The following is a 6,651-nucleotide window of genomic DNA, read 5'->3' on the forward strand; positions in this document are numbered from 1 at the left end:
ATAGAACCCAATTGGTATCTTTTTTAGAAGAATTACATAGTAATGATTTGAGAATAAATGCTTTAATCTCGTCAAAACCTTTTGTTATTTCGGTTACAGATGTAAATATCAAATGGGTTCTATAAAGATTTATAAACAAGTACTTGACAAATGGCATCTATTTTTAGCTTTTCACAAATGATCTGAATTTCTTTTTTGCAATCTTGCCCCAAAGATCAGGTGCTTCTCCCTCTGACAGAGCTATGCTATGTCAATTAGTACTTTTAAAGAAATCTTTAGCCGATTTTAGACGCTCAATAGTCCGGAATTAAGATACTAAGTTAAGATCAATAGAACAATAACTTCAATAGAATTTTAAAGATATGACAGAATCGATCTTTTATCCTTCTTATCCTGAATCTAAAGTTTCCTCTCAACCTTTGAAATGGATTCGTTGGTTAGTCTGGAAAATAGCCATAGCAACCTTAGCTTTAATGGCAATTGGTGCAGCCACAAGAGTTATGAATGCCGGATTAGCTTGTCCTGACTGGCCACTGTGTTATAATCAAGTTATACCAACTCAACAAATGAATTTACAAGTATTTTTAGAGTGGTTTCATCGTCTCGATGCCGCCTTAATCGGTGTAAGTACTATAGTATTAGTGATTGTATCATGGTGGCATAAAGCAAAATTACCCCAATGGTTGCCTATTTTTTCAACATTTGCTTTAGGTTTAATTATTTTTCAAGGAGTTTTAGGGGGTTTAACCGTTACCCAATTACTACGTTTTGATATTGTTACTGCTCATTTAGGTACAGCTTTACTATTTTTTGCTACTCTTGTAGCGATCGCCTCTAATCTAACACCCTATCAAGGCAACGCAACAGTGGGCAAATTAACAGGAATCAGCATTACTGCCACAATATTAGTTTACATTCAATGCTTATTAGGGGGTTTAGTTGCCTCTCAATGGGCATTACATCAATGTTTTGGCAATCATCAATTATGTGTAGTGATGAATAGTCATCTTATCGGCGTTTTTCCAGCAACAATTGCTTGTTTAAGCTTAATAGTTTTAGCATGGCGAACTCCGGCTTTAAGCCTAAAACTAAGAAATTTAACTAAATATATAGCTTTAATCTTAATAAGTCAAATATTACTGGGTATAGCTACTTTTTATCTTCATTTACAAGTCGAACCTCTGACAATTGCTCATCATACCATGGGGGCAGGATTACTAGGAATTTTGGTTGCATTTAGTGTTTTTGCCAAAAAAGATCATCAGATAAGTTCTGTTTCAGAATTGTGAGCTAATATTGACAGTAGGTAATAGGTAATAGTGCTTAAATGGAACTGAATTTTTGATTAAAAACATCAATCAGTAATCAAGCTAACTGTTTAATGCTAATTATTTTATCTACCTTTAGGTATCAAACTATCATCATCTTATTTAACATTTATCATGATCGGATCTAGTATCTCACCACGGAATGAAAATTTTGGGCAAGTAATCCAAAGCTATTATCAACTAACAAAACCCCGCATTATTCCCTTACTTTTAATTACCACTGCCGCTTCAATGTTTATCGCTTCCCATGGTAAAATTGATTCATTTCTATTGATTATTACCTTACTCGGAGGCACTTTAGCCGCCGCATCTGCCCAAACCTTTAACTGTGTTTATGATCAAGATATTGATTATGACATGAGAAGAACCAGAAAACGTCCCATTCCTTCAGGAAAAGTAGAGTCTAACCATGCCATTATCTTTGGTGCTATTTTAGGTGTTTTATCCTTCTCCTTACTAGCAATTTGGGTAAATCTACTTTCAGCCTTACTTGCTATGTCTGGCATTGCCTTTTATTGTTTAATTTACACTCCATGGTTAAAACCTCATCCAACCCAAAATATTGTTATTGGAGGTGCAGCAGGGGCAATTCCACCTCTAGTAGGTTGGGCAGCCGTTACAGGAGATTTAAGTTGGAGTGCATGGGCAATTTTCCTGTTAATATTTTTATGGACACCACCTCATTTTTGGGCATTAGCGTTAATGATTGTTGATGATTATGCAGAAGTAGGAGTGCCGATGTTACCCGTTGTCAAAGGTGCAGAAAATACCGTTAAACAAATTTGGATTTATACCCTTATTACCGTTGTTTTTAGCTTTGTATTGATTTATCCATTGCACAGTTTGGGCTTAATTTATTTAGGTTTTGCCACAATTTTAGGGATAAATTTTCTCATCAAAGCATGGCAATTATTACAACAACCTGAAGATAAAGAAATGGCAAAATCCATGTTTAAATATTCTATTCTTTACATGATGCTTTTATGTACTGGAATCGTCATTGATACATTACTTAGGAATTAGAAAAAATTGTAGGGTGGGCAATGCCCACAATTCCCAGATGTGGTTTACCGATAGAAAAAGTGCTGTTTTTTTGTATTATATCAGACTAATTAAAAAATCTAATCGAACTGTAAAAGCAATCACAGCATGGATAAATACTAATTATTGATAATGTGCTTGGGATTAAATTTTGTTTAAAAAAAATACGATTTCAAATTTTATTGGCATTAGTTTAAGTGTTGTTTTACTAATTCTCTCATGGCAAACTAAATTACCTTTATCATTAACTCCTCTTGAATCAATTGCTTTGATTTTTTCTGCATGGAGTGTATGGTTATTGTCTCAAAACCAGTTATTAGGTTGGTGGTTAGGTTTAATTGGAGTTATCGCTTATGGTATTGTTTTTTATCGAGTACAGTTATATGGAGAAGTTGGTCTTCAAGTTTTTTATTTAATCACTAGTATTCAGGGTATTTGGATTTGGTGGCGTGGAGGAAAAGATCAAACGGAAAAACCTATAACGAATATAAAATTTTCTTGGCTCATAATTAGTTTTGTTGCAAGTTTATTGGGAATAATAGCATTGAGATTAATCTTAATAAAGCTCAACGGTTCAGCACCATTCTGGGATGCTTTTACGACAGTTTATAGCATTATTGCACAATTATATTTAATGTTACGTTATGTACAAAGTTGGTATTTATGGATTATTGTTGATATAGTTTATATCCCTCTTTATCTTTCAAGAGGATTATACTTTACTAGTTTCTTATATGCTATTTTTTTGATAATGGCAGTTAGAGGTTTAATTCAATTTAAAAAACTTGAACAGGAACAATATAACTAATGACATTAGGAGTTACAATTGGCAAATTTTATCCTTTCCATCTAGGGCATAACTATCTTATAACTGAAGCAAAAAAACAAGTTGATCATTTAATTGTTCTTGTTTGTCATCATCGTCAACAGACGATCGCAGGAAGTATAAGAAGTCAATGGATTAAATATTTACATCCAGAAGTGGAAGTGATAGAAGTAATTGATGATTTACCTGAATCTCCTCAACCTTGGGCAAAAAGGACTTTAGAAATTCTCAAGCCAAATAAACCTGATATTGCTTTTACCTCAGAAACCTATGGAAAACCTTGGGCAGATTTTATGGGTTGTCAACATCAAACTATTGATTTAGAACGTGTTAAATTTCCTATTTCGGGAACATTATTAAGATCAAATCTGGATAAATACTGGCAAATGCTCACTCCCCCTGCCAAAGCATATTTTGCTAAACGTATTTGTGTTTTAGGAGTAGAATCAAGTGGAACAACAACATTGGCTCAAGCATTAGCTAAATATTATCAAACTTTGTGGATTCCTGAATATGGTCGTTATTATTGGGAAGGAAGAAGATCAATTCCAGATCAACAAAAATGGGATACTTACGAATTTTTAGAGATTGCTAAAGGGCAACTTCAGTTAGAAAATGCTTTAGCGATGAAGGCTAACCGTATAATTATTTCTGACACAGATGCTTTAGCAACTTATATTTGGCATAGACGTTATCTGGGGAGGGATAGTAAAGAAGTTGAAGCGATCGCCGATTCTCATAATTATAGTCTTTATTTTTTAACTGAGACTGATTTTAGTTTTATACAAGATGGTACTAAAGAAAGTGAGAATTTAAGATCGACTATGCACCAATGGTTTATTGATGTTTTAAAACAAAAAAACAAACCCTATCACATCATTAGCGGAAGTCATGAATCAAGAATATTAAAAGCAGTTAAATTGATTGATTCCCTATTAGACATCGAGCATAACTTTGATTGAAAAACAGGGCTCAAACAATTAATAATAGAACAAAAGAAAGTGATAAGACAATCATAGGGATAAATTTAGGAAATAATTCTCTAAAATCAATTTTACTAAATTTTAAATTAATTCTAAGGATTGAGATAATAAGGCTAAAGAAGCGATCTCACTAATTTGAAAGAAATCACGGCGAGGAAGTGAATTTAACATAGTTTTAGCTCCACTAATACAGGATATGTGGATAAGTTAATCAATATATCTGATGGGAAATTTCTTAATCTTTTTTTAGAAATATCTACTATTTATTGTAATTTGTCTGGGTAACTTTTAAAATTTTTTATATGGCATTGCTGAAATAGGTTAGGAACTATAAAAGTAGTAAACATTAAACAAAATCTCTCTTTTAAGGTGCTAACAAATTTTTACCAAGTCTTTTTTTAATATAAAAAGTAGCAACTTCAGGCATCCATTCTTGAAAACAATTTAACAATAAAATACTTAAATTTCTTATTTCTGGTTGAGCATCTTTTGGTAAACGTAAATCACAAAAGTGTAATAAACTACGAGCATTAAAACTAACTACGAAATGTTGGCGAATATTTTGAGTTAAAATATCTCTAGCGTGTTCAGGTGCATAACCTAAATTATTTACTTTATCTGCATAATGTTCGATAGCTTTTCTTGTAAATAAAATATCATTATTTCTGGCAGAATTTGAGTAAAAATATTTATTTCCTTCCCGATCAAAATAGTTACCAATAGCTCGAAAATAAAACACTTCTTCTATTAATTGATTACAATTTTCTGTGGATTCATTTAATTGTTTTGCTAACCGTAAAATACGTTGACTAGTATATCTTTGAGATTGACAATCAAAAGTTATCCCCACTCGATGAGTTCGAGCTTGAACCATGACAGAATGAGGAAAATTGATAACATTAAAGGAAATAGAGGGATGTTCTAAAATTCCCCAATGATTTTTATTAATACAATTACGAACAATTCTTTCACCTAATTCTTGTTCTGAATAACCAGATAATTTTTGAAATTCATTACTAACAAAATCCTCACTATAATCTTGGTGCATTGCTAAATAACAAAGCAAATTTGGTCTTTTAGTACAACTTAAAACTTGAACTGCAAATTTAGGATCTAAAAGAGCTAAATTATCGATCATCTCCATCCCCTTGTAAAGTATTTTTAACTTGTCTATTGAGCAATTTATCAATATTTATTTCCATAACTTCTTCAGGATTTAAACCCAATTCATCACATAACCTTGCCCAATACCACATCACATCACCCAATTCTTTAATTAGTTTATCTTTAGCTATATCTAAATCATAATCTTTTCTGATATATTTTTTGACAACTCCACTCACTTCTCCGGCTTCTGAAGCCAATCCTAAAGTAAGATATTCAAGGAAAGTATCTTGAGAATAAATAGCCGTTTTTCTAGTTAATAATTGATATTCTTGAAGATCCATAAAATAGTGAATAGTTGATAGTTAATAGTGAAAGTAAGAGCTTAACATATTAAGTTTCTACAATGGTGATTTGTGATAGGGTGATAGTGTTAAAGAAAGAAAAGTTTTATAAGTAATTATGCCACTTTAAAATTTATTTCAAAGCTATCAAAGCTAATAGTTGACGTTATCTAAAGATAACTAAATTCCTCACTCTTCTCCTAGTCTCCTAGTCTTCCTTTAGCGGCGAGGGAAACGACGACGTTGTAAAAATTCCGGAATATCTAAACCTGATGGGGCATTATTCGGTTCTGAGGTAGAATTATTACTAGGGTTGGTATTACTCGGATTAGTTAAAGTTTCTGGTTTTGGTGCAGTAACAGTTTTTACCGTAGGATTAATTCCCATTTCTTTAGAAAAACCGGTAGCAATGACCGTTATTCTCACTTCCCCTTGCATTTTATCATCAATCACCGCCCCAAAAATAATATTAGCATTAGGATCAACAATCTCATAAATAGTTTCAGCAGCAGTATTCACCTCGTGTAAAGTTAAATCGCTTCCACCAGTAATATTCAGTACTACTCCAGTAGCACCTTGTATAGAAGACTCAAGTAAAGGAGAAGAAATTGCCGCCACAGCACCCTCTTTAGCCCTTGATTTTCCAGAGCCTATGCCAATACCCATAAGTGCTGAACCAGCATCCGCCATAACCGTTCTAACGTCCGCAAAATCAACATTGACGAGTCCGGGTATGGTAATAATATCTGATATTCCTTGCACCCCTTGTCTTAAAGTATCATCAGCCATACGGAAAGATTCTTGTAAAGGAGTTTCGGCAGGAATTACCGATAATAATTTATTGTTGGGAATGACAATGAGAGTATCAACCTTGCTTTCTAAAGCTAAAATTCCCTCATCGGCTTGGGTAGTACGACGACGACCTTCAAATGTAAAAGGACGAGTTACAACTCCCACCGTTAAACAACCCATTTCTTTAGCGATTTTTGCTACGATGGGGGCGGACCCTGTGCCTGTTCCACCAC

Annotated in this window: 7 protein-coding genes; 4 read left to right on the plus strand and 3 right to left on the minus strand. The window is 33.2% G+C overall.

From position 1 onward, the window contains the following. Window positions 1-362: 362 nt before the first annotated feature. The 4 genes from FWJ34_RS10720 to FWJ34_RS10735 all read left to right on the plus strand — a co-directional run bounded on the left by FWJ34_RS10720 (window position 363) and on the right by FWJ34_RS10735 (window position 4,157). Window positions 363-1,289: a heme A synthase gene (locus FWJ34_RS10720; protein WP_308255312.1), complete on the plus strand. Its 927-nt coding sequence runs from the start codon at window positions 363-365 to the stop codon at window positions 1,287-1,289. A gap of 153 nt (window positions 1,290-1,442) precedes the next feature. Continuing rightward, on the plus strand, window positions 1,443-2,351 hold the full coding sequence (locus tag FWJ34_RS10725) for a heme o synthase (protein WP_308255313.1): 909 nt from the start codon (window positions 1,443-1,445) through the stop codon (window positions 2,349-2,351). Window positions 2,352-2,520: 169 nt separating this feature from the next. Further along, complete coding sequence (gene pnuC / locus FWJ34_RS10730) at window positions 2,521-3,177, plus strand: nicotinamide riboside transporter PnuC (RefSeq protein ID WP_308255314.1); 657 nt, start codon at window positions 2,521-2,523, stop codon at window positions 3,175-3,177. Beyond that, window positions 3,177-4,157 carry an AAA family ATPase gene (locus tag FWJ34_RS10735; protein ID WP_308255315.1) on the plus strand — a complete coding sequence of 327 codons (981 nt, stop codon included), beginning with the start codon at window positions 3,177-3,179 and terminating at the stop codon, window positions 4,155-4,157. The genes pnuC and FWJ34_RS10735 overlap by 1 nt, the downstream gene beginning before the upstream one ends. 385 nt (window positions 4,158-4,542) lie before the next feature. On the opposite strand, the gene thyX is transcribed toward FWJ34_RS10735, so the two are convergent. The 3 genes from thyX to FWJ34_RS10750 all read right to left on the minus strand — a co-directional run. Beyond that, window positions 4,543-5,316, minus strand: a complete 774-nt coding sequence (gene thyX / locus FWJ34_RS10740) for an FAD-dependent thymidylate synthase (protein ID WP_308255316.1) — start codon at window positions 5,314-5,316, stop codon at window positions 4,543-4,545. Beyond that, window positions 5,306-5,626, minus strand: coding sequence for a nucleoside triphosphate pyrophosphohydrolase family protein (locus FWJ34_RS10745; protein WP_308255317.1), 321 nt, complete (start codon window positions 5,624-5,626; stop codon window positions 5,306-5,308). The genes thyX and FWJ34_RS10745 overlap by 11 nt, the downstream gene beginning before the upstream one ends. Before the next feature lie 219 nt (window positions 5,627-5,845). Then, the coding region (locus FWJ34_RS10750) for a cell division protein FtsZ (RefSeq protein WP_308255318.1) at window positions 5,846-6,651 on the minus strand (806 nt) is incomplete at its 5' end.

It is taken from the genome of Geminocystis sp. GBBB08, assembly GCF_016743215.1.
Lineage (GTDB): Bacteria > Cyanobacteriota > Cyanobacteriia > Cyanobacteriales > Cyanobacteriaceae > Geminocystis.

Bases quoted from the DNA above. Each gene is read 5' to 3' on its own strand.
- FWJ34_RS10735 (WP_308255315.1), top strand. From the start codon at position 3,177: ATGACATTAGGAGTTACAATTGGCAAATTTTATCCTTTCCATCTAGGG.
- FWJ34_RS10745 (WP_308255317.1), bottom strand. From the start codon at position 5,626: ATGGATCTTCAAGAATATCAATTATTAACTAGAAAAACGGCTATTTAT.
- thyX (WP_308255316.1), bottom strand. From the start codon at position 5,316: ATGATCGATAATTTAGCTCTTTTAGATCCTAAATTTGCAGTTCAAGTT.
- FWJ34_RS10725 (WP_308255313.1), top strand. From the start codon at position 1,443: ATGATCGGATCTAGTATCTCACCACGGAATGAAAATTTTGGGCAAGTA.
- FWJ34_RS10720 (WP_308255312.1), top strand. From the start codon at position 363: ATGACAGAATCGATCTTTTATCCTTCTTATCCTGAATCTAAAGTTTCC.